24 protein-coding genes are annotated in these 24215 nt (G+C 60.9%); 12 read left to right on the forward strand and 12 right to left on the reverse strand.

From position 1 onward, the window contains the following. Window positions 1-387: 387 nt before the first annotated feature. From BLO80_RS27305 to hisF, 6 genes are all read left to right on the forward strand, one after another. Window positions 388-2049, forward strand: coding sequence for an OFA family MFS transporter (locus tag BLO80_RS27305; protein WP_092333594.1), 1662 nt, complete (start codon window positions 388-390; stop codon window positions 2047-2049). 297 nt (window positions 2050-2346) lie between these two features. Continuing rightward, window positions 2347-2940 carry an imidazoleglycerol-phosphate dehydratase HisB gene (gene hisB, locus BLO80_RS27310; RefSeq protein WP_003186751.1) on the forward strand — a complete coding sequence of 198 codons (594 nt, stop codon included), beginning with the start codon at window positions 2347-2349 and terminating at the stop codon, window positions 2938-2940. Next, window positions 2940-3578 (forward strand): imidazole glycerol phosphate synthase subunit HisH, encoded by a 639-nt coding sequence (gene hisH, locus BLO80_RS27315; RefSeq protein WP_092253232.1) that lies wholly within the window; start codon window positions 2940-2942, stop codon window positions 3576-3578. Before hisB ends, hisH begins: the two co-directional genes overlap by 1 nt. After that, window positions 3578-3832: a DUF2164 domain-containing protein gene (locus tag BLO80_RS27320; RefSeq protein WP_092201172.1), complete on the forward strand. Its 255-nt coding sequence runs from the start codon at window positions 3578-3580 to the stop codon at window positions 3830-3832. The genes hisH and BLO80_RS27320 overlap by 1 nt, the downstream gene beginning before the upstream one ends. Before the next feature lie 42 nt (window positions 3833-3874). Continuing rightward, entirely contained in the window at window positions 3875-4612 is a 738-nt protein-coding gene (gene hisA, locus BLO80_RS27325) for a 1-(5-phosphoribosyl)-5-[(5-phosphoribosylamino)methylideneamino]imidazole-4-carboxamide isomerase (protein WP_060739613.1), read from the forward strand. 9 nt (window positions 4613-4621) lie between these two features. Then, window positions 4622-5392: an imidazole glycerol phosphate synthase subunit HisF gene (gene hisF / locus BLO80_RS27330; RefSeq protein WP_092333596.1), complete on the forward strand. Its 771-nt coding sequence runs from the start codon at window positions 4622-4624 to the stop codon at window positions 5390-5392. Window positions 5393-5421: 29 nt separating this feature from the next. Here the strand turns inward: hisF and BLO80_RS27335 are convergent, their stop codons facing one another. Then, window positions 5422-6933: a trypsin-like serine peptidase gene (locus BLO80_RS27335; RefSeq protein WP_092333598.1), complete on the reverse strand. Its 1512-nt coding sequence runs from the start codon at window positions 6931-6933 to the stop codon at window positions 5422-5424. Between the two features lie 215 nt (window positions 6934-7148). Here BLO80_RS27335 and BLO80_RS27340 point away from each other — a divergent pair, with 215 nt between their 5' ends. After that, window positions 7149-7895, forward strand: a complete 747-nt coding sequence (locus BLO80_RS27340) for a substrate-binding periplasmic protein (RefSeq protein WP_092333600.1) — start codon at window positions 7149-7151, stop codon at window positions 7893-7895. Between the two features lie 193 nt (window positions 7896-8088). Here BLO80_RS27340 and BLO80_RS27345 read toward each other — a convergent pair whose 3' ends face one another. The 4 genes from BLO80_RS27345 to gpmI form a co-directional block, all read right to left on the reverse strand. Then, a complete protein-coding gene (locus BLO80_RS27345) occupies window positions 8089-8868 on the reverse strand; it encodes a divergent polysaccharide deacetylase family protein (RefSeq protein ID WP_092333602.1) in 780 nt (259 codons plus the stop codon). Window position 8869: 1 nt separating this feature from the next. Beyond that, entirely contained in the window at window positions 8870-10186 is a 1317-nt protein-coding gene (locus tag BLO80_RS27350) for a S41 family peptidase (RefSeq protein ID WP_060739610.1), read from the reverse strand. 32 nt (window positions 10187-10218) lie between these two features. Beyond that, a complete protein-coding gene (locus BLO80_RS27355) occupies window positions 10219-11511 on the reverse strand; it encodes a murein hydrolase activator EnvC family protein (RefSeq protein ID WP_092333604.1) in 1293 nt (430 codons plus the stop codon). Between the two features lie 214 nt (window positions 11512-11725). Next, the gene (gene gpmI / locus BLO80_RS27360) at window positions 11726-13255 is read right to left on the reverse strand and encodes a 2,3-bisphosphoglycerate-independent phosphoglycerate mutase (RefSeq protein ID WP_092201163.1); all 1530 of its coding nucleotides are present in this window, start codon (window positions 13253-13255) and stop codon (window positions 11726-11728) included. A 152-nt stretch (window positions 13256-13407) separates the two neighbouring features. Here gpmI and BLO80_RS27365 point away from each other — a divergent pair, with 152 nt between their 5' ends. The 3 genes from BLO80_RS27365 to secB are packed head-to-tail and all read left to right on the forward strand — an operon-like array spanning window position 13408 to window position 14600. After that, on the forward strand, window positions 13408-13821 hold the full coding sequence (locus tag BLO80_RS27365) for a rhodanese-like domain-containing protein (protein ID WP_092333606.1): 414 nt from the start codon (window positions 13408-13410) through the stop codon (window positions 13819-13821). A 2-nt stretch (window positions 13822-13823) separates the two neighbouring features. Continuing rightward, entirely contained in the window at window positions 13824-14078 is a 255-nt protein-coding gene (gene grxC, locus BLO80_RS27370) for a glutaredoxin 3 (protein ID WP_092333608.1), read from the forward strand. Window positions 14079-14117: 39 nt separating this feature from the next. Beyond that, window positions 14118-14600 (forward strand): protein-export chaperone SecB, encoded by a 483-nt coding sequence (gene secB / locus BLO80_RS27375; RefSeq protein ID WP_060739605.1) that lies wholly within the window; start codon window positions 14118-14120, stop codon window positions 14598-14600. A gap of 159 nt (window positions 14601-14759) precedes the next feature. On the opposite strand, the gene BLO80_RS27385 is transcribed toward secB, so the two are convergent. After that, a complete protein-coding gene (locus BLO80_RS27385; protein ID WP_092333612.1) occupies window positions 14760-15215 on the reverse strand; it encodes a tRNA (cytidine(34)-2'-O)-methyltransferase in 456 nt (151 codons plus the stop codon). Here BLO80_RS27385 and BLO80_RS27390 point away from each other — a divergent pair. Next, complete coding sequence (locus BLO80_RS27390) at window positions 15214-15654, forward strand: hypothetical protein (protein WP_092333614.1); 441 nt, start codon at window positions 15214-15216, stop codon at window positions 15652-15654. The two genes, BLO80_RS27385 and BLO80_RS27390, sit on opposite strands and share 2 nt — an antisense overlap. A 553-nt stretch (window positions 15655-16207) precedes the next feature. Here the strand turns inward: BLO80_RS27390 and ntrC are convergent. The 6 genes from ntrC to glnA form a co-directional block, all read right to left on the reverse strand. Next, a complete protein-coding gene (gene ntrC / locus BLO80_RS27395) occupies window positions 16208-17644 on the reverse strand; it encodes a nitrogen regulation protein NR(I) (protein ID WP_060739603.1) in 1437 nt (478 codons plus the stop codon). Beyond that, entirely contained in the window at window positions 17641-18726 is a 1086-nt protein-coding gene (gene glnL, locus BLO80_RS27400; RefSeq protein ID WP_053117539.1) for a nitrogen regulation protein NR(II), read from the reverse strand. The genes ntrC and glnL overlap by 4 nt, the downstream gene beginning before the upstream one ends. A gap of 253 nt (window positions 18727-18979) precedes the next feature. Beyond that, on the reverse strand, window positions 18980-19603 hold the full coding sequence (locus BLO80_RS27405; protein WP_092333616.1) for a DUF4124 domain-containing protein: 624 nt from the start codon (window positions 19601-19603) through the stop codon (window positions 18980-18982). After that, window positions 19600-20118, reverse strand: a complete 519-nt coding sequence (locus BLO80_RS27410) for a DUF4124 domain-containing protein (RefSeq protein WP_092333618.1) — start codon at window positions 20116-20118, stop codon at window positions 19600-19602. The genes BLO80_RS27405 and BLO80_RS27410 overlap by 4 nt, the downstream gene beginning before the upstream one ends. A 189-nt stretch (window positions 20119-20307) precedes the next feature. Next, complete coding sequence (locus tag BLO80_RS27415) at window positions 20308-20871, reverse strand: chorismate mutase (protein WP_092333620.1); 564 nt, start codon at window positions 20869-20871, stop codon at window positions 20308-20310. A gap of 119 nt (window positions 20872-20990) precedes the next feature. After that, complete coding sequence (gene glnA / locus BLO80_RS27420; RefSeq protein WP_092253219.1) at window positions 20991-22397, reverse strand: type I glutamate--ammonia ligase; 1407 nt, start codon at window positions 22395-22397, stop codon at window positions 20991-20993. A 328-nt stretch (window positions 22398-22725) separates the two neighbouring features. Between glnA and thiI the strand changes: the two genes are divergently transcribed. Then, entirely contained in the window at window positions 22726-24180 is a 1455-nt protein-coding gene (gene thiI, locus BLO80_RS27430; protein WP_092333622.1) for a tRNA uracil 4-sulfurtransferase ThiI, read from the forward strand. The last annotated feature ends 35 nt before the right edge of the window (window positions 24181-24215 follow it).

The raw sequence follows: 24215 nt of genomic DNA on the forward strand, positions 1-24215 counted from the left end.
AGCCTGGGAGTATAACGCTGTGGATTGCCGGTGCGTTGGGCGATCGCTTTTCGATCCTTCGCCGCCCGCCAGGCCACTGCTGTCCCGGTGCTCTGGCTTGCAGGTGCACGCCGGGGCCAGTTTGCAGGCATGGCTGAAAAATAAACCGTTCGCCCCCTACAGAAAGCGAACAATAGTGCGATAAGACAGATGACACGAAAAAGGTGATGTCACTTTGATTCTTCTGTTCGCGATCAAATGATAATCTTTGTCCGTTCGTCCGCCCTTCTGCGACTTGATGTCGCACACTATGGAGCTTCACCGGAAAATACAGCCATGCCGGCGTGCAATGAAGGCTGAGGGTGACGCTGTGGCTGACGGACCATTCCAATAACTGGGGGATACACAATGAGCACGAGCATCACGGCGGGCGGCGTCGCCGACCAGCCTGCGTTCCTCTCCAAGGAACGCATCATCGCCAAGCCCGGTTTCAACCGGTGGTTGGTTCCACCGGCCGCACTGGCCATTCACCTGTGCATCGGCATGGCCTACGGCTTCTCGGTGTTCTGGCTGCCACTGTCCAAGGCCTTGGGTATCACCAAGCCTGTGGCTTGTGCACCGGATATGAGTTTCATCTCGCAAGTCTTTTCGTCCCAATGTGACTGGCCGATCTCGATGCTCGGCTGGATCTACACCCTGTTCTTCATCTTCCTGGGTTGCTCGGCAGCCATCTGGGGTGGCTGGCTGGAACACGCCGGGCCGCGCAAGGCCGGCGTTGTATCGGCCCTGTGCTGGTGCGGTGGCCTGCTGATTTCCGCGCTGGGTATCTATACCCATCAGATCTGGCTGATGTGGGTCGGTTCCGGGGTGATCGGTGGTATCGGCCTGGGCCTGGGCTATATCTCCCCGGTGTCGACCCTGATCAAGTGGTTCCCGGACAAGCGCGGCATGGCGACCGGCATGGCGATCATGGGCTTCGGCGGTGGTGCGATGGTCGGTGCTCCGCTGGCCGCGGCGCTGATGAACCATTTCGCTTCGCCGACAGGCGTGGGCGTATGGCAGAGCTTCCTGGTCATGGCCGCGATCTACTTCGTGTTCATGATCGGTGGCGCTTTGTCGTACCGCGTCCCGCCGACCGGCTGGAAGCCTGAAGGCTGGACCCCGGCGCCGAAGAAAGCCGCGAACGCGATGATCACCCATCGCCATGTCCACGTGAACGTGGCCTGGAAAACCCCGCAATTCCGTCTGGTCTGGCTGGTGCTGTGCCTGAACGTATCGGCCGGTATCGGCATCCTGGGCATGGCTTCGCCTCTGTTGCAGGAAGTGTTCGGTGGCAAGTTGCTCGGCAACGACCTGCCGTTCGGCCAGCTGGACGCTACGCAACTGGGCCAGATCGCGGCCATCGCGGCCGGCTTCACCGGTCTGTTGAGCTTGTTCAACATCGGCGGTCGGTTCTTCTGGGCGTCCTTCTCGGATTACCTGGGTCGTAAAAACACCTATTTCGTGTTCTTCGCCCTGGGCTTCGCCCTGTACGCGCTGATCCCGAACCTGGGTCACCTGGGCAGCGTCGCGCTGTTCGTGGCGGCGTTCTGCATCATCCTGTCGATGTACGGCGGCGGTTTCGCCACCGTGCCGGCCTACCTGGCGGACCTGTTCGGTACGCAAATGGTCGGTGCGATCCACGGTCGCCTGCTGACCGCCTGGGCTGCGGCGGGCGTGCTGGGTCCGGTGCTGGTGAACTACCTGCGTGAATATCAACTGAGCATCGGCGTTGAACGCGCCGCGGCCTATGACATCACCTTGTACATCCTCGCTGGCCTGCTGGTGCTGGGCTTCCTGTGCAACCTGATGGTCCGTCCGGTCGCCGACAAGTACTTCATGACCGACGCCGAACTGGCCGCCGAACAGGCGCTGGGCCACGACAAGGGGGCCGACAGCACCACGTCGCTGGAGTGGAAAGCCGCGCCGGGCACCAAGCTCATGGCGATCGCCGCCTGGCTGGTGGTGGGCATTCCGTTGGCGTGGGGTGTGTGGGTGACCCTGCAGAAGACGGCGGTGCTGTTCCGCTAAGACCGTTGCCCTGACCCATCGGCCAGGGCAACCCTTGTGGGAGCGGGCTTGTGTGGGAGCGAGCTTGCTCGCGATGAGGGTATGTCAGTCGACATCATGGTCGGCTGACCCACCGCTATCGCGAGCAAGCTCGCTCCCACAGTCGTTTTTGGGTGATGGCAAAGGCTTGTATGGACATGTCTATCACCGACAGCCCGGGGTTCAGCCCGTCAGTGATGTCACCTCTTGTGTTTCTGTTTGCCGCTCGCGCCCCTATAATGGCTGCCTTTTTCGCCCAATGATTTTGCGGAGCTGGTGATGGCCGAACGTAAGGCGTCTGTCGAGCGCGACACTCTGGAAACCCAGATCAAAGCCTCGATCAACCTGGATGGCACCGGAAAGGCCCGGTTTGATATCGGCGTGCCTTTTCTTGAGCACATGCTGGACCAGATCGCCCGTCACGGGCTGATCGACCTGGACATCGTCAGCAAGGGCGACCTGCATATCGACGACCACCATACGGTGGAAGACGTGGGTATCACCTTGGGCCAGGCCTTTACCAAAGCCATCGGCGACAAGAAGGGCATCCGTCGCTACGGCCATGCCTACGTGCCGCTCGATGAAGCGCTGTCGCGGGTGGTCATCGACTTCTCCGGCCGCCCGGGCCTGCAGATGCACGTGCCGTATACCCGTGCCACCGTCGGCGGCTTCGACGTCGACCTGTTCCAGGAATTCTTCCAGGGCTTCGTCAACCACGCCAACGTGACCCTGCACATCGACAACCTGCGCGGGCACAACACCCACCACCAGATCGAAACCGTGTTCAAGGCTTTCGGCCGCGCGCTGCGCATGGCCGTGGAGCTCGATGACCGCATGGCCGGCCAGATGCCTTCCACCAAGGGCGTCCTGTAATGCAGACGGTCGCGGTTATCGACTACGGCATGGGCAACCTGCACTCGGTGGCCAAGGCCCTTGAGCACGTGGGTGCCGGCAAGGTGCTGATCACCAGTGATGCCGACGTGATTCGCGAAGCCGACCGGGTGGTGTTCCCCGGCGTCGGCGCGATTCGTGATTGCATGGCCGAGATTCGTCGCCTGGGCTTCGACAAACTGGTGCACGAAGTCAGCCAGGACCGTCCGTTCCTCGGCATCTGCGTGGGCATGCAGGCCTTGCTCGACCGCAGCGAAGAGAACGACGGTGTCGATTGCATCTCGCTGTTCCCGGGCCAGGTGAAGTTCTTTGGCAAGGACCTGCATGAAGACGGCGAGCACTTGAAGGTCCCGCACATGGGCTGGAACGAAGTGAAGCAGACGGTGGATCACCCGCTGTGGCACAACATTCCGGACCTGGCACGTTTCTATTTCGTGCACAGCTATTACATCGCCGCCGGCAATGCACGGCAGGTGGTGGGCAGCGGTCACTATGGCGTCGATTTCGCCGCGGCCCTGGCCGATGGTTCGCGCTTCGCCGTGCAGTTCCACCCGGAGAAGAGCCATACCCATGGCCTGCAACTGTTGCAGAACTTCGCGGCGTGGGACGGACGCTGGTAATGGCCCGCAAGAAACCGCCGATCCTCACCCTCACGCCCGAGCAGGAGAGTGAGGCCAACCGCAAGATCCAGCGGTTCATGGAGGAGCGTTTCGAACTGGACCTGGGTTCGTTCGAAGCGGCGGAAATTCTTGACCTGTTTACCCGCGAAATTGCGCCGCACTATTACAACAGGGCGATTTTCGATGTGCAGACGCACCTTAAAGAAAGGTTCGACAGCATTGAAAGCGACTTGTGGGCGCTCGAGAAAAATTGATTTTCGAGCCAAGCTGAATATTCGTATTTGAAGGTTTGCCAGATGCTGATTATCCCCGCTATCGATCTCAAGGACGGCGCTTGCGTACGTCTGCGTCAGGGCCGCATGGAAGACTCCACGGTGTTTTCCGATGACCCGGTGAGCATGGCCGCCAAGTGGGTGGAGGGCGGCTGCCGTCGCCTGCATCTGGTCGACCTCAATGGCGCCTTCGAAGGGCAGCCGGTCAATGGCGAGGTGGTCACGGCCATTGCCAAGCGCTACCCGAACCTGCCGATCCAGATCGGCGGCGGCATTCGCTCGCTGGAAACCATCGAGCACTACGTCAAGGCCGGCGTGAGCTACGTGATCATCGGCACCAAGGCGGTGAAGGAGCCTGAGTTCGTTGCCGAAGCGTGCCGCGCGTTCCCGGGCAAGGTCATCGTTGGCCTCGACGCCAAGGACGGTTTTGTCGCCACCGACGGTTGGGCCGAAGTCAGCACCGTGCAGGTGATCGACCTGGCCAAGCGTTTCGAAGCCGACGGCGTGTCTGCCATCGTCTACACCGACATCGCCAAAGACGGCATGATGCAGGGCTGCAATGTCCCGTTCACCGCCGCCCTGGCTGCCGCCACCAAGATTCCGGTGATCGCCTCCGGTGGCATCCACAACCTGGGTGACATCAAGGCACTGCTCGACGCCAAGGCGCCGGGCATCATCGGTGCGATCACCGGTCGCGCGATCTACGAAGGCACCCTGGACGTCGCCGAGGCCCAGGCCTTCTGCGACTCCTACAAAGGCTGAGGACTCACCATGGCGCTGGCCAAACGCATCATCCCTTGCCTGGACGTGGACAACGGCCGGGTGGTCAAGGGTGTGAAGTTCGAGAACATCCGTGACGCCGGCGACCCGGTGGAAATCGCCCGTCGCTACGACGAACAGGGTGCGGACGAGATCACCTTCCTCGACATCACGGCCAGCGTCGACGGCCGCGATACCACCCTGCACACCGTCGAGCGCATGGCCAGCCAGGTGTTCATCCCGCTGACCGTGGGCGGTGGCGTGCGCACCGTGCAGGACATCCGCAACCTGCTCAATGCCGGTGCGGACAAGGTGTCCATCAACACCGCGGCAGTGTTCAACCCGGAATTCGTCGGCGAAGCGGCCCAGCACTTCGGCTCGCAGTGCATTGTCGTGGCCATCGATGCCAAGAAAGTCTCCGGCCCGGGCGAAACCCCGCGTTGGGAAATCTTCACCCACGGCGGTCGCAAGCCCACGGGCCTGGACGCCGTCGAATGGGCGAAGAAGATGGAAGGCCTGGGCGCCGGTGAAATCCTGCTGACCAGCATGGACCAGGACGGCATGAAAAACGGCTTCGACCTGGGCGTCACCCGTGCCATCAGCGATGCCCTGGGCATTCCGGTGATCGCGTCCGGCGGTGTCGGCAACTTGCAGCACCTGGCCGACGGTATCATCGAGGGGCACGCCAGCGCGGTCCTGGCGGCGAGCATCTTCCACTTCGGCGAGTACACCGTGCCGGAAGCCAAGGCCTACATGGCCCAGCGCGGGATTGTCATTCGCTGAGCCGGCGCCGACAAAGCCGGTGCCTTGAATCAGGAAGCCGCCGGAGCGGCATCTCGCGAGCCTGTCGTGGGCTTCAAGATGTCGATCCTCGGCTCGGATGCCTGTCCTGATTTGTCGTAGGCGATCGTGCAGAGTTTCACCGGCAGTTTTGCATCGTCAAACCAGAGCTCCAGGTAGGTGTGGGTTGCGTATTCGGCGTCCTTCGAGCAATCCGTGCTCTCTACCGGACCGAACTTGACGGCGTAGCTCTCATGTTTTTCGGTGCGGGCCAACTCAACGGTGACGCCGGTGGTGATCGATAAATCGGGTTGCGCCGTTGGAATGTCATCCAGGATTTCCACTGGAAGAGACAGGCTGTTCTTGATGAGTCCGAATTCAGCGCCTTGAGCGGCGGAATCGACACCGAGGATGCATAGGAAATAGAAACCGGGCCGGTTACCGATCTCGGAATTTATGAAACTGTCGTCGGCACTGATCGCATCACTGTAGTGGTGGCCGCTTTCGCAGTCCTTTGCGGTGCGGACGGTTTTATAGCGATAAAACGCCGTGCTGATGGAAAAGCGGTAATTCCACGTTGGAATGTGCACCGTGCCGTCGTCTCTTTTCTTCAACTTCCTGTACCTTGCCGGAGCGTCCGAGTCAGCGCTCACGGTAAAGGCCGGATAGAGCGAGCAAGATGCAGACGCGTCGCTGGCCAGATGGCCTCGTATGAAGCAGCCATTGAGAAAAACCGTGGGGTTCCCGTATATATTTTCCGAAATCGCCTTGTAGCTATCGCCTATTCGCGTGCAGGGCGCATCTTCGTCGCATGGAACCAGGCCGGCAGTCAGGTTGCCGGTGCCTATCACGCCGATGATCTCGTTTGAATAGCGATCGAGAATGGGCCCTCCTGAACTGCCTCCCGCTATGTCCTGGCAGCGAGTCATCAAGTTACTTCGCCATACCCATGGGCCTTCAATGATTTCCTGGGCGGGTTGCAAGGTGCAGGCGGCCATGCGCAACGTGGCATTCTCGAAACCGAGCGGGGCGCTCACAACCAAGACATCAGTGTCGTAGGCCGGTTTTTGCCGGGCCAGTTCCAATGGCTGTATCCCTTCGCTGATGAGTTCCTGAAGGCTGGTGGCCAACTCGACGATGGCCAGATCAACACCTTGCATGCTGCGCCACGCGACTTTTTTCAGCGAATAGGTTTTGAATTGAGCCGTGTCGGCAAAGTAATCGAACTGCATGATTCCGCTCACAGGCTTATCCGTCACGATGTTGCCATTGCCTGTTTCGATACAGTGCCCTGAGGTGAGTACATAGGCAGGGGTTGGCCCGGTCAATGAAGGTTCACGGGTGTCGAGAAGTGTAGCGGTACAAAAACCTTTGATGTACAGGCGCCCGATACCTCGCCAGTGGTCGTGTGATCCATCGGCATTTTCAAGGACCTTCGAGGCCGTGAAGTTCTGCACGTTTTCGCCGTAATCCAAGGGTTGTGCGATAGCGTTTGGAACCAGCGAATAAAGCGCGCCAGCCAGCAGGAAAGAGAGTGTTCTCATCGGATAATGTCTCTGATTAATTGAACGGAACCGGCAACGGCCGGGGTTTTCAATTAATCAGTCGCAGGCGTGCGGATGGCGGTAATTAGTTACCTCAGTTGCAACCTCACGAACTTCTATTCTGAGGAGTCGAAGCGTCACGAAAGTAACGGGCGGTGGACATGTTTGCAGGCCCAAGGCACTCTTGGGTACACCATGGATTGCGGTAGCCCGACATGCTCAAACGCCTCGTTCTTGCCTTTGCCGGTGCCACGTTGCTGCTCGCAGGCACTGTCCGTGCCGCTGATACATCGCTGGTGTTGCTGACGGAAAACTTCCCCCCGTACAACATGGCCAAGAACGGCAAGAACTTCGCCCAGGACGAGAACATCCATGGCATTGCCGTGGACATCGTCCGCGAAATATTCAAGCGCGCCGATATCTCCTACAGTCTGACGCTACGTTTCCCCTGGGAGCGCATCTACAAACTCGCCCTGGAAAATCCGGGTTACGGTGTGTTTGTCATGGCGCGGTTGCCGGAGCGTGAGAAGCTTTTCAAATGGGTCGGCCCCATCGGTCCGGACGACTGGATCATGCTCGCCAAGGCCGACAGCAAGATCGCGCTCGACTCGCTGGAGCAGGCGCGTCAATACAAGATCGGTGCCTACAAGGGCGATGCAATCGCCGAGACGTTGGCCAAGCAGGGGCTCAAGCCGATTGTCGTGTTGCGCGATCAGGACAACGCCAGGAAACTGGTCAACGGCCAGATCGACCTGTGGGCCACCGGGGACCCGGCCGGACGTTACCTGGCGCGCCAGGAAGGGGTGAACGATCTCAAGACCGTGCTGCGCTTCAACAGTGCCGAGCTGTACCTGGCCTTGAACAAGAACGTGCCCGATGACGTGGTCGCCCGGCTTCAGGCTGCCTTGGATGAACTCCGCAAGGAAGGGGCGGTGGACGCGATCATGGCGCGGTATCTCTGACCCCTGGAACAAACCTGGGGGAGCGAGCTTGCTCGCGAAAGCGGTGGGTCAGCTTGCAGAGATGTTGGATGTGTCGCCGTCATCGCGAGCAAGCCCGCTCCCACAGGGGATCTGCTGTGAGCGTCAATCTTGTGCCCGATGCAGAACCGTTGTGGGAGCGAGCTTGCTCGCGATGGCGGCGACGCGGTCGCCGCTACCGATAAACCCCATCCTTCCCATGCCCAGCCATCGCCCGATTGCTGCGCAGGCTGATCATCGACTTGATGTCGATCCATTCGATGCCCTGGGCCTTGAGCTTGGGTAGCTCGCGCTCGAGTACCGCCAGGGTCTGCGGATAGGGATGGCCGATCATCACGGCCGAGCCTTGTCGACGGGCCAGGTCGATGGCGGTGTGCAGCTGTTGGGCGATGGCGGTTTCGGTGCGCTCGTCGTCCAGGAACACATCCCGCGACACACTGGCGAGGCCGATCTTTTGCGCTTCGGCGGCGGCGACGGTCTGGGCGCTGGTGCGGCTGTCGACGAAAAACTTGTGGCGTTGCTGCAAGTTCGCCATCAGCCACGCCATGGCCTCGGGCTGGGCGGTCATGCGGCTGCCCATGTGGTTGTTGATCCCGCTGGTGTAGGGCACGGCGGCGAACGCGGCGTCGAGGCGCTTGCCCAGTTCTTCGATGGACAGGTCCGGATGCCAGGCGAACGGCCCGGTGGCCGGGTCCATGGGCATGTGCAGCATGACCAGTTTGCCGGCGCGATGGGCTTCGCGGGCGAATTCGGCGGCGTGGGGTGTGTCGGGCATGATCGCGGTGGTGACCGGCCCGGGGAGGGCCAGAACCCGACGGTCCCGAGGCAGGTTTTGCCCCAGGTCGTCGATGATCAGGCTCAGGTACGCCTTGTGCGGCGAAGAGGGCGTGGCGGGCGCCGCGTTAACGGCCCCCGCCAGCAGGCATAGCAGGACGAAGGTGAAACGCAGGCCCATCTCAGCGGCCGGACGTGATGTTCAACCCTTTGAGCAAGCTCAAGGCCTGGGCCAACTGATAGTCGTCATCCTGGGGCATTGGCTTGGCCTTGGCGCCGGAACCGGTCGGCTTGTCGGCACCGCCGTTGCCATTGCCCAGGTGACCTTGCAGGTCGGCTTCCTTGAAGTACTCGCTGTCCTGCTCGTTGGTGATCTTGGCCTTGCGCACTTCGATGTCCGGGACAATGCCCTGGGCCTGGATGGAGCGGCCGTTGGGCGTGAAGTACAGCGCGGTGGTGATCTTCAGGGCGCGGTCGTTGTTCAGTGGCAACACCGTCTGTACCGAACCCTTGCCGAAACTGGTGGTGCCCATGACCACGCCGCGCTTCTGGTCCTGCAGGGCGCCGGCGACGATTTCCGAAGCCGACGCGCTGCCGCCGTTGATCAGCACCACCAGTGGCACGGCTTCGCTCAAGTCGTTGCCAGTGGCCGAGAAGCGCAACTCGGAATTGGCGATGCGGCCCTTGGTGTAGACGATCAGGCCCTTGGTGATGAAGTGATCCACCACTTCCACGGCTGATTGCAGCACGCCGCCGGGGTTGTTGCGCAGGTCCAGGACCAGGCCGTTGAGTTTCTTGCCGTTGTCCTTGCGCATCTTGGCCAGGGCCTTGGCGACTTCTTCGCCGGTCTTGACCTGGAACTGGGTGATGCGGATGTAGCCGTAGCCCGACTCCAGCAACTGGCTTTTCACGCTCTTGACCTGGATGACCGCCCGCGTGAGGGTCACGTCGAACGGTGTGCCACCGTCGCGTACCAGGGTCAGGGTGATCTTCTGGCCGATCTTGCCGCGCATCTTGTCCACGGCTTCGGTCATGCTCTGGCCGCGGGTCGGCTGGCCGTTGATCTTGACGATGAAGTCACCGGCCTGGATGCCGGCCTTGGAAGCAGGCGTGTCGTCGATTGGCGAGACCACCTTGACGAAGCCGTCTTCGCTGCCGACCTCGATGCCCAGGCCGCCAAACTCGCCGCTGGTGCTTTCCTGCAGCTCGGCGAAATCTTCCGGGCCCAGGTATGCCGAGTGCGGGTCAAGGTTGCTGAGCATGCCCTTGATGGCGTTCTCCAGCAGCATCTTGTCATCCACCGGTTCCACGTAGGCGGCCTTGATCCGGTCCATGACCTCGGCAAAGGTGCGCAGTTCGTCCAGCGGCAGCGGCGCCTTGGTGGTTGCGGCGGTTGCGGCGGGGGCTGACGGGGCCGGTTCGGCGGCGAAAGCCAGGGGGGCACCGATCACGAGGGCGATCGTCAGGGCCAGCGAGGTAAGGCGGGACAAATGCAGCATGTCGAACGAACTCCTTAATAGGATGGGCGCGCTTATCCTTGCGCACGACACCATTGGGCCGGGTCACTGGGGCGACCCTGCTGACGAATAGCGAAATACAGTGCTGGCGTATCCTGCCCGCCACTGTTACCGACCGTGGAGATGGACTCTCCGGCCTTGACCACATCGCCCGCCGACTTGAGCAGCGTCTGGTTGTGGCCGTACAGGCTCAAGTAACCGTTGCCGTGATCGAGGATCACCAGCAGGCCGGCACCGCGCAACCAGTCGGCGAATACCACGCGCCCGCCATGCACGGCATGTACCTGGCTGCCGGCCGAGGCGCTGATCATTACCCCGTCCCACTTGGTGCGGGTGTCGTCGCCGCGGGTTTCACCGAAGCGCGCAAGCAATCGACCATTGACTGGCCATGGAAGTTTGCCTCGGGCTGAAGCAAAAGCGCCGCCAAAGGTTTCGCCGTCACTGGAAACCAGTGCGCCGGGGCTGGATTTTGCCGGTTTGCGCGGTGCATCGCCGGGATCCGCGTCGGCCTGGGCTTCACGCAAACGCTTTTTTTCGGCTTCCTGCTGGGCGATCAGCGCTTTCTGGCGCGCTTCTTCCGCCTCTCGGGCCTGGCGGGCCAGGGTCTCTTCGATGGTTTTCAACACATTGGCCAGTTCGGCCTGGTCCTGCTCGCGGGCCTTGAGCTTGCTGTCGCGGGCCTTCATGTCGTCATTGAGCTTGGCCAGGGCCACCTGGCGTTCCTTGCGAACCTTCTCGAGTTCTTCGCGCTGGGTGTCGAGGCTGCTTTTCTGCACCAGCAACTGGGCCTGCTGCAGCTCGATGTCTTTTTCGACATTGGCCAGCTGGCGCAAGGTTTCATTGAAACTCTTGAGTTGTTCCAGGCGTGCCTGGCTCAGGTAATCGTAATACGTGAGGGTACGGGCGAATTTCTCGGGGTTCTGCTGGTTGAGCAGCAGCTTGAGGTATTCCTGGCGACCGTTCTGATAGGCGGCCCGGGCCTGGATGGCGATCAGCTTTTGCTGTTCAGTGCGCGCGCTCTGGAGTTTTTTTTTCTCTCCATCGAGCCGCTGCAGCTCGGATTCGCTTTTCTTCAGTTCCTTTTGCAGGGCGTCGACCTGCTTCTCCAGCTTGCCCATCTCGGTTTCAGTGCCGCGCAGGTCTTTCTGCACACTGGATTTTTCTTCCTGCAACTTGCCCAGCAGCTTTTTCAGCTCGGCAATGTCCTGGCGCGTGGCTTCCAACTGCTGTTGGGTTTGCGCGCGCTCGTCGGCAAAGGCCGGTTGGAGCAAGCAGGTCAGAACGAGGGCTATCAGGACGCGAAGCATAGAGGCGGGCGACACCAGGGAAAGGGACGGCCTAGTATGCCCGGCCCACGCTGCAAAAAAAACGCCCATTTGGGGCTGTGTGATAACTGGCCCGAAAAACACCAAGAACCCATGTGGGAGCGAGCTTGCTCGCGATGGCGGTGCATCAGTCAACATCAAGGTTGGCTGATCCGGCGCTATCGCGAGCAAGCTCGCTCCCACAGGGTTTGCGGAATCAGACCAGGATCGAAGTCCCGGTCATTTCCGCCGGTTTCTCCATCCCCAGCAGCATCAGCATGGTCGGCGCCACGTCAGCCAGCACGCCACCCTCACGGACTTTGAAGTCCCGCTTGCCGACATAGATGAACGGCACTGGCTCGGTGGTGTGAGCGGTGTGGGCCTGGCCGGTGGATTCGTCGGACATCTGCTCGACGTTGCCGTGGTCGGCCGTGATCAGTGCTTCGCCGCCGACCTTTTCCAGGGCCTCGACGATGCGGCCAACGCAGGTGTCCAGGCACTCCACGGCCTTGACCGCCGCCTCGAATATGCCGCTGTGGCCCACCATGTCGCCGTTGGCGTAGTTGACCACGATCACGTCGTAACGCTGGTTTTCAATGGCGTCGACGATGCGGTCGGTCACTTCCGGTGCGCTCATCTCCGGTTGCAGGTCGTAGGTGGCGACTTTCGGCGAGGGGATCAGGATACGTTCTTCGCCCGGGAACGGTTCTTCACGGCCACCGGAGAAAAAGAACGTCACGTGGGCGTACTTTTCGGTCTCGGCGATGCGCAGTTGGGTCTTGCCGTTTTTCGCCAGGTAGTCGCCCAGCACGTTTTCCAGGCTCCCGGCGGCGAAGGCCGAAGGCGCGGGAATGCTGGCGGCGTATTGGGTCAGCATCACGAAGCCGGCCAGTTTTGGCTGGCGGGCACGCTCGAATTCCTTGAAATCGTCTTCGACGAACACGCGGGTCAGCTCGCGGGCGCGGTCGGCACGAAAGTTCATGAACACCACGGCATCGCCGTCTTCGACTTTCACCGGTTCGCCAATGGTGGTGGCCTTGACGAATTCATCGCTTTCGCCGCGCTCGTAGGCGGCTTGCAGGCCTTCCTGGGCGGTGGCGGCATTGAATTGGGCCTTGCCGTCGACGATCAGGTTGTAGGCCTGGGCCACGCGATCCCAACGGTTGTCACGGTCCATGGCGAAGTAGCGGCCGACGAGGCTGGCGATGCGCCCCTTGCCAAGGGCCTGGAACGTTGCGTCCAGCAGCTCGATCGACGACGTGGCGCTTTTTGGCGGGGTGTCGCGGCCATCGAGGAACGCGTGCAGGTAGATCTTCTCGGCGCCGCGCTTGGCAGCCAGTTCGGCCATGGCGACCAGGTGGTCCTGGTGACTGTGCACGCCACCGTCGGACAGCAGGCCCATGAAGTGCACGGCCTTGCCGGCGGCCACGGCCTTATCCACGGCGGCGCAGATGGTCGGGTTTTCGAAGAAATCGCCGTCGCGGATCGATTTGGTCACGCGGGTGAAGTCCTGGTACACCACGCGGCCTGCGCCGAGGTTCATGTGGCCGACTTCGGAGTTGCCCATCTGCCCGTCCGGCAGGCCGACGTCCATGCCGCTGCCGGAGATCAGGCCATTGGGCACGGTGGCCCACAGGCGGTCCAGAACAGGCTTGTTGGCCGAATACACGGCGTTGGATTCGTGGCTGTCACTGTGACCGAAGCCGTCGAGAATCATCAGGACCAAAGGTTTAGGCGTGGTAGTCATGGAATCCACTCGTGGCGGGTTAAAAGAAGACGATGGAAAAGGGACGGGCAGTTTAAAGGTAAGTTCCGGCGGCGTCACCGCCGGGCGGGGTTTGGCCGGCCTTGCGTGCTGTGTATACTGGCCGACATTTTAACGCCCTGGAACCTCCTTCGATGGTTGCTCACCTGATTCAATTTGCCACTAACCACTACATTCTCGTCGGTATCTTCGTCGTGCTGCTGGCGTTGCTGGTTGCCCACACGATGCAGGGCGGCGGTCGCAGCCTGAGCACTGGCGAGCTGACCGCACTGGTCAACAAGGATGCCGGCGTGGTGGTGGACATCCGCCCGAGCAAGGATTACGCCGCCGGTCACATTGTCGGGGCGGTGAACATTCCCCAGGACAAACTGATGGCGCGGATCGGCGAGCTGGAAAAACACAAGGCCAAGACGCTGATCCTGGTGGACGCCCAAGGCCAGCACGCCGGCACCCACGCCCGTGAGCTGATGAAGGCCGGTTTCACCGCCGCCAAGCTGTCCGGCGGCGTTGCCAGCTGGAAAGCCGACAATCTGCCCCTGGTGAAGTGAAAATGCCCCACGTTGTTGTCTATTCCAGCGATTACTGCCCCTATTGCTCCAGAGCCAAGTTCCTGCTCCAGAACAAAGGCGTGGCCTTCGAAGAGATCAAGGTCGACGGCAAGCCGCAACTGCGCGCCGAAATGACCCAGAAGGCCGGGCGTTCGTCCGTGCCGCAGATCTGGATCGGCAGCACCCATGTGGGCGGTTGCGACGATCTGTATGCCCTGGAGCGCGCTGGCAAGCTCGACGCGCTGCTCAAGGCCTGAATTTCCCACTAAAGAACCTGAAAGTAAGAAGGATCTGCGATGACTGACCAACAGAACACAGCTGCCAGCGAAGAAGAAGCCGCACCGCAATTCTCCTTGCAGCGCATTTATGTACGTGACCTGTCCTTCGAAGCCCCGAAAAGCCCGGCGATCTTTCGCCAGCAGTGGGAGCCGAGCGTAGGCCTGGACCTGAACACCCGTCAGAAAGCCCTGGAAGATGACTTCCACGAAGTGGTGCTGACCTTGTCGGTCACCGTCAAGAACGGTGACGAAGTGGCGTTCATCGCCGAAGTGCAACAGGCCGGGATCTTCCTGATCAAGAACCTGGATGCCCCTTCGATGAGCCACACCCTGGGCGCGTTCTGCCCGAACATCCTGTTCCCTTACGCCCGGGAAACCCTGGACAGCCTGGTGACCCGCGGCTCGTTCCCGGCCCTGATGCTGGCGCCGGTGAACTTCGATGCCCTGTATGCGCAAGAACTGCAGCGCATGCAACAAGAAGGCGGCGCGACCGTTCAGTAAGCGTCCACTGCCAGGCATAGCGCTCGACGGCCAGGCACAAAACCTGTGGGAGCGAGCTTGCTCGCGATAGCAGTGCACCAGTCAACATTAAAGTCGGCTGATCCACCGCCATCGCGAGCAAGCTCGCTCCCACAGGTGTTTCTGGCTGACAGGAAAGGCTCAGGCGAACCCGTTCTGCCGCCACGCCTCATAAACCGCCACCGCCACGGTATTGGACAGGTTCAGGCTGCGGCAGCCTTCGCGCATTGGCAGGCGCAGGCGTTGCCCGGCGGGCAGGGCGTCCAGTACGTCGGCCGGCAGGCCACGGCTTTCCGGGCCGAACAGGAACGCATCACCGGCGACGAAGCTGGCGTCATGGAACGGCCGCGAACCCTTGGTGGTAAAGGCGAACAGACGCGGATGCCCGAGGCTTTCCAGACAACTGGCGAGGTCGGCGTGACGCTGCAAGGTGGCATACTCGTGGTAGTCGAGGCCGGCGCGGCGCAGGCGCTTGTCGTCCATGTCGAAGCCCAGCGGTTCGATCAAATGCAGGTGGCAGCCACTGTTGGCGCACAGCCTGATGACGTTGCCGGTATTCGGCGGAATTTCCGGTTGAAAAAGGATGACGTGAAACATGCACGGCTCCGCAGATAAAGATGAGCGGCATTCTACGCCGCAAACCGATCGACGTTCGAAGCTAATGCCTCGGGTGATGGGCTCTTTGGCGATCTTCGGCATGATGGTCGGGCTGATGATCGGACGCCTGACCACGCCCGACCCCAGCGCCTTGCAACAGATCGAGGTGACAGACGGAACGCTGGTAGCCTGGTTCAACAACGAACCCAAGCTCCATGGAGAAATTGTCGACGGCTCAGTGGCGCTGCTGTTCCAGGCAGAAGGCCGGCCGCAGAAGGGCCAGCTCAAGCTCAACGGCAAGGATGTGAACTGGCGGGTGCGTTTGAGTGACGAGGGGTTGTTGCTGACGCTGGTGGCGGCGCGTCCATTGCGAGGGGAGTGGACCGGCAGCGAGGTGGATGATCGCTGGCGGCTGGAGGTCCGTCTCCGGGAGCAATAAAAGAGGGAATCCCCGGCCTGCCTGTACCAAGGTCCCCAAAAGGGAGGGCTCGTGCTAAGCGCATAGCCCTGGGTGTAAAGAAGGGAAACCTTGACCTGCCTGTATCAAGGCCCCCAAAACAGTGGGCTCGTTGAGCCCGGTATAAAATGGGGATTCCCCGGCCTGCCTGTACCAAGGTCCCCGAAACTGGGTAGTGATCTAGCTATTGCAGGGGGCGTGCCAGTTTTAAATTATTTGTCACAAAAAACGCTTTCTGTAACGCAAAAGCCCCGTATTCCGGGGCTTTTGCTTTTGTTTGTGTGGTTTTTTCGAGCTGGGCCGATTGGTTTTGGCGGGTGGTGCATGTGCAATTGCGGTTCGCAGTGCATTGATGCGGTGCATGAAGCCTTTAAAAGCATCGCGAGCAAGCTCGCTCCCACAGGATGGACCGCCCCCCCAAAAAAAGTTGGACACCAATCTGACTTTTGGGGGCAGTCCAGGAATTGCATTTCCCTTGTGGGAGCGAGCTTGCTCGCGATTGGGCCTTCAAATTCAGCGAAGGGCTAAAGACCGATCAGCCCTCATCCCCGTCATCATCATCCCCACCATCGACCTTCATCCCCAATTCCTTGATCTTGCGGGTCAAGGTATTGCGGCCCCAGCCCAGCAGCACGGCGGCGTCGCGGCGGCGGCCGGCGGTGTGCTTGAGGGCGGTTTCGATCATGATCCGCTCGAAGGCCGGTACCGCGCTGTCCAACAGGCTCGACTGACCGCGAGCCAGGGCCTGGTCGGCCCACTGGCGCAGGGCTTGCTCCCAATTGGTCACGGGGGCCGAATCCTGCGGCAGGCTCAGCAGTTCCGGCGGCAGGTCGCTGATATGCACTTCGCGACCTGAAGCCATCACCGTGATCCAGCGGCAGGTGTTCTCCAACTGGCGCACGTTGCCGGGCCACGGCAGGTTCTTGAGGTATTCCTCGGTTTCGCTCTTGAGCAACTTGGGCTCGACCGCCAGTTCCTGGGCCGCGCGGCTGAGGAAGTGCCGGGCCAGGGTCGGGATGTCTTCGCGACGATCCGCCAGGCGCGGGATATGAATGCGGATGACGTTCAGGCGGTGGAACAAGTCCTCACGGAATTTGCCGGCGTGAACCAGGGTTTCCAGGTTCTGGTGGGTCGCGGCGATGATGCGCACGTCCACCTTGACCGGGGTATGGCCGCCGACCCGATAGAACTCGCCATCGGCCAGCACGCGCAGCAAGCGGGTCTGGGTGTCGGCCGGCATGTCGCCGATTTCATCGAGGAACAACGTGCCGCCGTCGGCTTGCTCAAAGCGCCCGCGCCGCAGGTTGGCCGCGCCGGTGAAGGCGCCTTTTTCGTGGCCGAACAGCTCGGACTCCATCAAGTCCTTGGGAATCGCCGCCATGTTCAGCGCGATGAACGGCGACGCCGCCCGTGGGCTGTGGCGGTGCAGGGCGTGGGCCACCAGTTCCTTGCCGGTGCCCGACTCGCCGTTGATCAGCACAGTGATGTTGGAGTGGCTCAAGCGCCCGATGGCGCGAAACACTTCCTGCATCGCCGGCGCTTCGCCGATGATTTCCGGGGTGCGGGCCAGGGCCGGCACCTCTTCCATACCCTGTTGTTCCTGGGCGTGCTGGTTGGCGCGCTTGACCAGCGATACGGCTTCGTCGACGTCAAATGGCTTGGGCAGGTATTCAAAAGCGCCGCCCTGGTAGGACGCCACGGCGCTGTCCAGGTCGGAATGGGCGGTCATGATGATCACCGGCAGCCGCGGGTGCTGTTCGCGAATCCGCGCCAACAGGTCCAGGCCGCTGGCGCCGGGCATGCGGATGTCGGAGATGATGACGTCCGGTTGCTGACGCGCCAGGCGACTCATCACCCCATCGGCGCTGTCGAAGCTCTGGGTGGTCATGCCTTCCTGTTGCAAGGCTTTTTCCAAGACCCAACGGATAGAACGGTCGTCATCGACGATCCACACGGTTTCACTACGGCTCATGTCGATGTGGCTCCTTGTTCCAGTGGCAGGAAGATCGAGAAAGTGGTGTGGCCGGGGTGGCTTTCACATTCGATCAAGCCCTGGTGCTGACTGATGATGTTCTGGGTAATGGCCAGGCCCAGCCCGGTACCGTCCGGGCGGCCGCTGACCATGGGAAAAAAGATGGTTTCCTGCAGTTCGGCAGGGATGCCCGGGCCGTTGTCGATGATTTCGATTTTGGTCACCAGGCGATGGCGCACGTGGCCGATGGTGAACTGGCGCATGGCGCGGGTACGCAGGCTGATGCGACCCAGGCGCAGTTCGTTCTGGCTGCTGATGGCCTGCATCGCGTTGCGTACGATGTTCAGTACCGCCTGGATCATCTGCTCGCGGTCGATCAAGACGTCGGGAATGCTCGGGTCATAGTCGCGCACCAAAGTGATGCAACCCTGGCTTTCCGCTTCCACCAGGCTGCTGACGCGCTCCAGCACTTCATGGACGTTGCACATCGCCAGGGATGGCAGCTTGTTCGAGCCGAGCATGCGGTCCACCAGGTTCCGCAGGCGGTCGGCTTCCTCGATGATGACGTTGGTGTAGTCCTTGAGGCTTTCTTCCGGCAGTTCGCGGGCGAGCAACTGTGCCGCGCCACGTATTCCGCCGAGAGGGTTCTTGATCTCGTGGGCCAGGCCGCGTACTAGCATCTTGCTGGTTTCCTGCTTGGACAACTGCGCCTCCTCCTTGGTGATGCGCAGCAAGCGATCACGTGGGTGGACTTCCAGCAGCAGCAAGGTGGCGCCGTTGTTCAGGATCGGCGTGACCGCATAATCCACGGTCAGGGTCTGGCCGGTCAGGGCGGTGAGCATCGCCTCGCGCTTGGTGAACGGGTGCGCCTGCTCCACCGCTTGGCGCAGGGAATTGAGCGCTTCGGCGGATTCGGTGAACAACTCGCTGATGAACTGCCCGTGGCTGCGCTGGCCGCTGACGGCCAGGAGCATCTCCGCCGCCGGGTTCATGTACTCCAGACGCAGTTCGGCGTCCAGCAGGATGGTCGCGGTGGTGAGGTTGTCGAGCAGCAAGCGGTGTAGTGCGTCGCTAATGGTCATCAGGACCTCTTTTGGAGCGTAGCAACTCGGGACCGGTCCCAAATTGCGCGCGCGATTAATGCGCTGTCACAAGGAAAATGCAAAAACCAAACCAAGGCTCCGAAAAGAAGCGTTTAGAGCCTCAAAAGGGTGTTTTTCTCTCGCTTGCGTGGCGTTCTGCCAGCTTTTTCGGGTACTTTCGAACCAAAATGGGTGTTGGGGTTGGGTAGCGTGCAAGCTATTGCACCAATATAGTGCGACAGCCTGGGCGGCGTTAGAAGAACGGCAAGATGCTGCTTTTTTCTTCTTCAGGCTTTTCGGCGAGAGGGCACTCGGGGCGTTGGCCGTAATCGGCCGTGGCACAGGGCTTGATGCGGCGCTTCTGCGCCAGGGACATGCGCTGCATGTGGAAGGGCTGGTTGGCGGTGCGTTCGACGATACGGTCCTGCTCGTCGAGGATTTCGACCGCCAGATGATGAGTGCCTCGATCGATGTCGCTCAAGGCGAACACCGGGCTCGGCCCCGGCGCGCCCGTTGGTTTGCCGTCGAGCAACAGGCGGTAGCGATGGCCTTTTTTCAGGCCCGGTTCGCTGGTGACACTGACGATCAATTCGCCTGCGGTGCTGCGTATCGTCGCGTCCGGCTCGGGAATCAACAGCCTGAGCATTTCGTAATGAAACAACGGTTCGGGCCGGGCTTGGGTCGCGGGCGTCGAGGCTGTACCCGTGGGCGGTGCCGGCATCCGGTTGCCGGGCGGCAGTGGGACTTTCTTTGCGTTGCCGGGGCGCGGCTGATCGGTGAACACGCGATTGCCCTGGGCATCGATGTAGGTGTAGATCTGCGCCACGCCGGGCATCGCCGTCAGCGCCAGGCCCAACGCGAGCAGCCAGCGGATCATGGCTGGTGTACCCGTTGGACGGTGAAGGTGACGGTTTCGCTCTGCTGCACGAGGTTGTCGCCGTCGATGACTTGAACCGCCAGGCTGTGCTCGCCCCGGTCGATATTCACCAATTGCAGGCGCGGCACGTTGCTCGGCTGGCCGTAGGGCTGGCCGTCCAGCAGCAGCTGGAACAGATGCGGGCTGCGCAGGCGCGGTTGAGCGTGCACGCCAACGGTGAAGGTGCCGTTGTTGGCGCGCAGGGCCTCGTCGGTGGGGAGGTCGGTCAGTTCCAGGGTTTCGTAGGCATCGCGCGGCTTTTCGCTGTTGGCAGGAGGCGTCGGTGTGCCCGGGCTGGCCGGAGACTGGCGTTCGATGCTGTTGAGCGGTGGCAAATCCACCGTCTGGGCCGGGACGCCTTGGGGCGGCTGGTTGCTGTAGGCGGTATTGCCCTCGGCGTCGGTGTACTTGTAGATCTGCGCGGCGGCGGGCAGTGCCAGCAGCGACAACAGGATGATTGAAAAACCGCGCCCCATAAAATCGACCGAAAACTGAAAGTGTTGAGTTGCAGCATAGGTCAGGGAGGGGCATTGGCCCAAGTTGTTGCGCGCAATGCCTGTGGGAGCGGGCTTGCTCGCGAAAGCGGTGTGTCAGTCACTTGGATGTTGGTGTACTGGCCTCTTCGCGAGCAAGCCCGCTCCCACATTGGAGCGGTGTCGTTTGCCTCAGGCTTTTGGGGAGATACACAGCTCTGCCGTCGCGCGGATCAGGGCGAGCCGGTGCACCGGGTGCTGCTTGTTGTGGTGGGTGGCACGGGCCAGCCATTGCGGGCACTGCGGATCGGTGCGGTAGGGGGCGAAGTCGGCCAGTTGTTGCAGCAGGCGTTTTTGCAGGCGGTCGAGCTGCGGGCGGATCTGCCCCACCAAGTCCGGGCGCGGGAGGTCCGGAGCCTTGCCGTCCAGGGCCCAGTCGGACAAGTTGATGTACTGCACCATTTTGTTGGCTTCTATCTGGGCGGCAAAAAACGCTTCCACGGTTTCGCCGCTCAGTTTGTAGGCCGGTGCCTGGGCGACGGCGGCGGCGATGACTTCACGCTCGCGCTGACGGTCCTCTACGGGTTTGCCACTGTCCCATTTACTCAGCGCCACTTGATCGGCGATGGCCAGGCGTTCGCCAATGGCGTTAAGCAGCGGGGTCAGGGCCTCGGGGGCGGGAGTCGAGGCGGCTCCGGCGTTGGAGGCCAGCAGCGCGGCAGACAGGGCAAGGCAGAGCTTGAAGCGCAAAGTCATGGGCAGTCTCGTCTTCTAGGGGAGGGACGGGGCATCATGCACGTAACCGGCGCCCATAAAAAAGGCCTCCCGAAGGAGGCCTCTCTTTGTTTCACGCCGTACGTGACGGCGCTACCGGATCAGCAGCTGTAGTACAGCTCATATTCCAGTGGGTGTACGAAGGTGCGAACCTTGATTTCTTCTTCGCTTTTCAGCGCGATGTAAGCGTCGATGAAGTCATCGCTGAATACGCCGCCTTTGGTCAGGAACGCACGGCCTTTGTCCAGCTCTTCCAGGGCTTCTTTCAGGCTGCCACATACCTGTGGGATTTCCTTGGCCTCTTCAGGCGGCAGGTCATACAGGTTTTTGTCAGCGGCATCGCCAGGGTGGATCTTGTTCTGGATACCGTCCAGGCCGGCCATCATCAGTGCGGCGAAGGCCAGGTACGGGTTGGCAGCCGGATCCGGGAAGCGTGCTTCGATACGGCGGGCTTTAGGGCTGTTCACGTAAGGAATACGGATCGAGGCGGAACGGTTGCGAGCCGAGTAGGCCAGCATGACCGGTGCTTCGAAGCCAGGTACCAGACGCTTGTAGGAGTTGGTCGACGGGTTGGTGAAGCCGTTCAGGGCCTTACCGTGCTTGATGATGCCGCCGATGAAGTACAGGGCGGTGTCCGACAGACCGGCATAGCCTTCGCCTGCGAAGGTGTTCTTGCCGTCCTTGGAGATCGACATGTGAACGTGCATGCCCGAACCGTTGTCGCCGTACAGAGGCTTCGGCATGAAGGTCGCGGTGCGGCCGTAAGCGTCAGCAACGTTGTGTACGCAGTACTTCAGGGTCTGGACTTCGTCAGCCTTCTTGACCAGCGTGTTGAATTTCACGCCGATTTCGTTCTGGCCGGCAGTCGCCACTTCGTGGTGGTGAACTTCGACGGTCTGGCCCATCTCTTCCAGTGCGTTGCACATGGAGGTACGGATTTCGTGGTCGTGGTCGAACGGTGGAACCGGGAAGTAGCCGCCTTTGATGCCTGGACGGTGGCCTTTGTTGCCGCCTTCCACGTCCTGGTCGGACATCCACGAGCCTTGCTCGGAGAAGATCTTGAACATGGAACCGGAGATGTCGGACTTGAACTTGACCGAGTCGAAGATGAAGAACTCAGGCTCAGGACCGAAGAAAGCGGTGTCGCCGATACCGGTGGACTTCAGGTATTCCTCGGCGCGGTGGGCGATGGCGCGTGGGTCGCGGTCATAGCCTTGCATGGTCGAAGGTTCGATGATGTCGCAGACCAGGATCAGGGTCGGCTCTTCGGTGAACGGGTCCAGGACGGCGGTTTCGTCGTCCGGCATCAGGATCATGTCGGAGGCTTCGATGCCTTTCCAGCCAGAAATGGAGGAGCCGTCGAACATTTTCCCGATTTCAAAGAATTCGTCGTCCATCGCATCACGGGCCGGCATGGTCACGTGATGTTGAGTACCTTTGGTGTCAGTGAAGCGCAGATCAATCCACTTGACGTCATGATCTTTGATGAGTTGAACCGACTTCGACATATGTCCTCCGGGTGGCTTCGGGCGGGTAGTGGAGTGCCCTTAGATATGGGTGATGCCGGCGCGAATACTCTGCCATGGCAACCTGCCTCACAAGGGAGCAATTTGCATGCCAGTGCCCCAGCATGGGTTTTTTGCACCAAATCCACGCTTTTAAAGGCGTAAATCAAAGATTGTCAGACAATAACGCACTGCAATGTGGCGTCGCCAATCGATAATGACCTGTTTTGGTGCGTGCAAAACCATCTGCACATTAACTGGTTAAACCTTGAGCAATTTCCGCTATAATCCGCGCCCCCCTTTTTCGGCTGGCCGTTCGCGCGCTGTTTTCATGAAACTAATCGTAAAAGTCTTCCCCGAGATCACCATCAAGAGCCGCCCGGTACGGATGCGTTTCATCCGCCAGTTGGCCAAGAACATCCGTGCCGTGCTCCGAGACCTGGATCCGGCCGTGGTGGTGAATGGCGTGTGGGACAACCTCGAACTGGAAACCCGTGTCAGCGAACCCAAGCTCCTGAAGGAAATGACCGAGCGCCTGAGTTGCATGCCGGGCATCGCGCATTTTTTGCAAGTCGATGAATACCCGCTGGGGGATTTCGACGACATCCTCGCCAAGTGCATGCTTCATTATGGTGATGCACTGGCCGGCAAGATCTTTTCGGTGCGTTGCAAGCGCGCCGGCAAGCACGCGTTCAGCTCGATGGATGTGGAGAAGTTCGTCGGCAGCCAGTTGCGCCGGCAATGCGGCGCGGCCGGTATTTCGTTGAAAGACCCGGAAATCGAAGTGCGCATCGAAATTCGCGACCAGCGGCTGTTCGTGATCCACAGCCAGCACAACAGCATCGGCGGGTATCCGCTGGGTTCGCTGGAGCAGACCCTGGTGCTGATGTCCGGTGGCTTCGACTCCACGGTGGCCGCCTACCAGATCATGCGTCGCGGGTTGATGAGCCATTTCTGCTTCTTCAACCTCGGCGGGCGTGCCCATGAACTGGGCGTGATGGAAGTGGCGCACTTCATCTGGAAGAAGTACGGCAGCTCCCAACGCGTGTTATTTGTGAGTGTGCCGTTCGAGGAAGTCCTGGGCGAGATTCTCGGCAAAGTCGATAACAGTCATATGGGCGTCATTTTGAAGCGTATGATGTTGCGCGCCGCTTCACGAATTGCCGACCGCCTGCAAATCGATGCGCTGGTGACCGGCGAGGCGATCTCCCAGGTGTCGAGCCAGACGTTGCCGAACCTGTCGGTGATCGACTGCGTGACCGAGAAGCTGGTCTTGCGTCCACTGATCGCCAGCCACAAGCAGGACATCATCGACCAGGCCAACGCAATCGGCACCGCCGAGTTTGCCCGGCACATGCCGGAATACTGTGGCGTCATCTCGGTCAATCCGAAGACGGCGGCCAAGCGCGGGCGGGTGGAGCACGAAGAGAAAGAATTCGACATGGCGGTGCTCGAGCGAGCGCTCGAAAACGCCAGGCTGGTGCCGATCGATCGCGTCATCGACGAATTGGGCCAGGACATCAAGATTGAAGAAGTCGGCGAAGCGCTGGCCGGTCAGATCATCATCGACATCCGCCACCCGGATGACGCTGAAGACGACCCGCTGAGTGTCGCCGGCATCGAGGTAAAAACGATGCCGTTCTATGCCGTGAACGCGCGTTTCAAGGAACTGGACCCTACTCGCCAGTACCTGCTGTATTGCGACAAAGGCGTGATGAGTCGCCTGCATGCCCACCATTTGCTCAGTGAGGGGCATGCCAATGTGCGCGTTTATCGACCGAGCTAAGTGCCCGGGGCTGTTTGCCTGTGGCCTGCGTCACC

It is taken from the genome of Pseudomonas sp. NFACC56-3 (genome assembly GCF_900100025.1).
Taxonomy (GTDB): Bacteria; Pseudomonadota; Gammaproteobacteria; order Pseudomonadales; family Pseudomonadaceae; genus Aquipseudomonas; species Aquipseudomonas fluorescens_AA.

What these genes read in the sequence shown, in the direction of transcription:
- BLO80_RS27305 (WP_092333594.1), top strand. Translation starts at nt 388, where the DNA reads ATGAGCACGAGCATCACGGCGGGCGGCGTCGCCGACCAGCCTGCGTTC.
- hisB (WP_003186751.1), top strand. Translation starts at nt 2,347, where the DNA reads ATGGCCGAACGTAAGGCGTCTGTCGAGCGCGACACTCTGGAAACCCAG.
- hisH (WP_092253232.1), top strand. Translation starts at nt 2,940, where the DNA reads ATGCAGACGGTCGCGGTTATCGACTACGGCATGGGCAACCTGCACTCG.
- BLO80_RS27320 (WP_092201172.1), top strand. Translation starts at nt 3,578, where the DNA reads ATGGCCCGCAAGAAACCGCCGATCCTCACCCTCACGCCCGAGCAGGAG.
- hisA (WP_060739613.1), top strand. Translation starts at nt 3,875, where the DNA reads ATGCTGATTATCCCCGCTATCGATCTCAAGGACGGCGCTTGCGTACGT.
- hisF (WP_092333596.1), top strand. Translation starts at nt 4,622, where the DNA reads ATGGCGCTGGCCAAACGCATCATCCCTTGCCTGGACGTGGACAACGGC.
- BLO80_RS27335 (WP_092333598.1), bottom strand. Translation starts at nt 6,933, where the DNA reads ATGAGAACACTCTCTTTCCTGCTGGCTGGCGCGCTTTATTCGCTGGTT.
- BLO80_RS27340 (WP_092333600.1), top strand. Translation starts at nt 7,149, where the DNA reads ATGCTCAAACGCCTCGTTCTTGCCTTTGCCGGTGCCACGTTGCTGCTC.
- BLO80_RS27345 (WP_092333602.1), bottom strand. Translation starts at nt 8,868, where the DNA reads ATGGGCCTGCGTTTCACCTTCGTCCTGCTATGCCTGCTGGCGGGGGCC.
- BLO80_RS27350 (WP_060739610.1), bottom strand. Translation starts at nt 10,186, where the DNA reads ATGCTGCATTTGTCCCGCCTTACCTCGCTGGCCCTGACGATCGCCCTC.
- BLO80_RS27355 (WP_092333604.1), bottom strand. Translation starts at nt 11,511, where the DNA reads ATGCTTCGCGTCCTGATAGCCCTCGTTCTGACCTGCTTGCTCCAACCG.
- gpmI (WP_092201163.1), bottom strand. Translation starts at nt 13,255, where the DNA reads ATGACTACCACGCCTAAACCTTTGGTCCTGATGATTCTCGACGGCTTC.
- BLO80_RS27365 (WP_092333606.1), top strand. Translation starts at nt 13,408, where the DNA reads ATGGTTGCTCACCTGATTCAATTTGCCACTAACCACTACATTCTCGTC.
- grxC (WP_092333608.1), top strand. Translation starts at nt 13,824, where the DNA reads ATGCCCCACGTTGTTGTCTATTCCAGCGATTACTGCCCCTATTGCTCC.
- secB (WP_060739605.1), top strand. Translation starts at nt 14,118, where the DNA reads ATGACTGACCAACAGAACACAGCTGCCAGCGAAGAAGAAGCCGCACCG.
- BLO80_RS27390 (WP_092333614.1), top strand. Translation starts at nt 15,214, where the DNA reads ATGCACGGCTCCGCAGATAAAGATGAGCGGCATTCTACGCCGCAAACC.
- BLO80_RS27385 (WP_092333612.1), bottom strand. Translation starts at nt 15,215, where the DNA reads ATGTTTCACGTCATCCTTTTTCAACCGGAAATTCCGCCGAATACCGGC.
- ntrC (WP_060739603.1), bottom strand. Translation starts at nt 17,644, where the DNA reads ATGAGCCGTAGTGAAACCGTGTGGATCGTCGATGACGACCGTTCTATC.
- glnL (WP_053117539.1), bottom strand. Translation starts at nt 18,726, where the DNA reads ATGACCATTAGCGACGCACTACACCGCTTGCTGCTCGACAACCTCACC.
- BLO80_RS27405 (WP_092333616.1), bottom strand. Translation starts at nt 19,603, where the DNA reads ATGATCCGCTGGCTGCTCGCGTTGGGCCTGGCGCTGACGGCGATGCCC.
- BLO80_RS27410 (WP_092333618.1), bottom strand. Translation starts at nt 20,118, where the DNA reads ATGGGGCGCGGTTTTTCAATCATCCTGTTGTCGCTGCTGGCACTGCCC.
- BLO80_RS27415 (WP_092333620.1), bottom strand. Translation starts at nt 20,871, where the DNA reads ATGACTTTGCGCTTCAAGCTCTGCCTTGCCCTGTCTGCCGCGCTGCTG.
- glnA (WP_092253219.1), bottom strand. Translation starts at nt 22,397, where the DNA reads ATGTCGAAGTCGGTTCAACTCATCAAAGATCATGACGTCAAGTGGATT.
- thiI (WP_092333622.1), top strand. Translation starts at nt 22,726, where the DNA reads ATGAAACTAATCGTAAAAGTCTTCCCCGAGATCACCATCAAGAGCCGC.